The organism is Glaciihabitans sp. UYNi722 (assembly GCF_040549465.1).
GTDB lineage: Bacteria > Actinomycetota > Actinomycetes > Actinomycetales > Microbacteriaceae > Lacisediminihabitans.
In genome coordinates, this window is sequence record NZ_JBEPTL010000056.1 from 1 (window position 1) to 1,350 (window position 1,350).

General features: G+C 65.9%; 1 protein-coding gene. It reads right to left on the reverse strand.

What is annotated here, in order from left to right:
• Positions 1-152: 152 nt before the first annotated feature.
• Positions 153-725: a hypothetical protein gene (locus ABIB56_RS18440; protein ID WP_354570686.1), complete on the reverse strand. Its 573-nt coding sequence runs from the start codon at positions 723-725 to the stop codon at positions 153-155.
• Between the last annotated feature and the right edge of the window lie 625 nt (positions 726-1,350).

A 1,350-nucleotide genomic window follows, 5' to 3' on the forward strand; every position in this document is an offset into this window, starting at 1 on the left:
CACCGCTATGGGGGCGCCCCCCGGGGGGGGGCGGGGGGGGGGGGGGGGGGCGGGGGCCCCCCCCCGCCCCCCCCCCCCCCCACACGACAGCGGAAACGCGAGGCAACGCGCGAGCGGGAAGCGCGAACTGACACGCACCTGGAGGCTGTGTCTCACCGAGTACGAGCAGGGACAAGTCCGAAGGGCGCCACGCGCTGCAGCAGCAGTTGGCGGTTGAAAGCGGTGGCCCAGTCCCAGCGGACGAAACCACTAGAAAATCGCCGCATCCTGTCTTCGCGAATCTTCTCCGCTCGGAAGACTTCTTCGGGAAGCTGGCCGCGGAGATATCTCCTGTCTTTGTATTTGATCCAACCATCGAACTCCCCGATCAGATCGAGGTACCGCCAGTAGAAATCCGCGTAGCCGATCAGGCCGTATTCGTCGTAGAAGGGGACTTGCAACTCGGGCGCGGGGATGCCGAGCATCAAGAATTGCACTCGGCTGATGGACTCCCCGAGTGAATCCGAGAGGCCGTCGCCGAAGTCGAAGGCTCGCTTCGCCTTCGTCAGGCCGCGCGCGTTTGGACGCCCGCGAAGAGCGTCTGCCAGATCTTCTCGAGTGAGCGGCCGGATTCCCATCGAATGGCGAAATTCACCTGCTCTCGGAGCTCGCAAGGCGTTGTCGATCATGCCGATCGCGCGCATGAAACTGTCGCTGGCGGCGATGTCCACAAGCGTTCGTGCCATAGAAGTCACGGTCACTGATTCGATCGTGTGCGCCCCGGCATCCAGGCCAAGTCCGTGCCGCTGAATCAGGGCACTCGATCGGCCTCCGGATGCGCGGGGGCCGAGCACGTGCACGCGTGAGGACCACGGGCCAAGGCCAGGGAATCGCCAGAGCGCGGCGGCTGAATCATGCGAGAACTGCGTGTTAGACCTCACCATGCCAGCGGCCGCGTGGACCTGTGTTCTGTATCGAGCCTCAGTGTCTTCGGCCGACCATTCCTCGGACGGAAGGTAGACACCCGATCGGACGCGCACGAGTTCGCCCGATTTCTGTCGCCGGCGGAGGGATCGTTCCTCCTCGACTCGACGTGCTTCTCTGGCGAGTATGAACTGTGGCGGGGTCGTATGTTGCACGATCGAGAATCTTCCGTGGGGCACCCCGGCATTAGGTTCCGGCGCGAAACTGTGCACAATCACCCGGACGAAGGGGTTGTGGGGTAGAGGATGACAGCACGATGTGATGTCGCAGAGTGAACGCTGTCGTGTGGGGGGGGGGGGGGGCGGGGGCCCCCCCCCCCCCCCCCCCCCCCCACCCCCCCCCCACCACCACCCCCCCCCCCCGCCGCGCCCGCCCGCGGGCGCGAAC

Bases quoted from the DNA above. Each gene is read 5' to 3' on its own strand.
- ABIB56_RS18440 (WP_354570686.1), bottom strand. From the start codon at position 725: ATGGCACGAACGCTTGTGGACATCGCCGCCAGCGACAGTTTCATGCGC.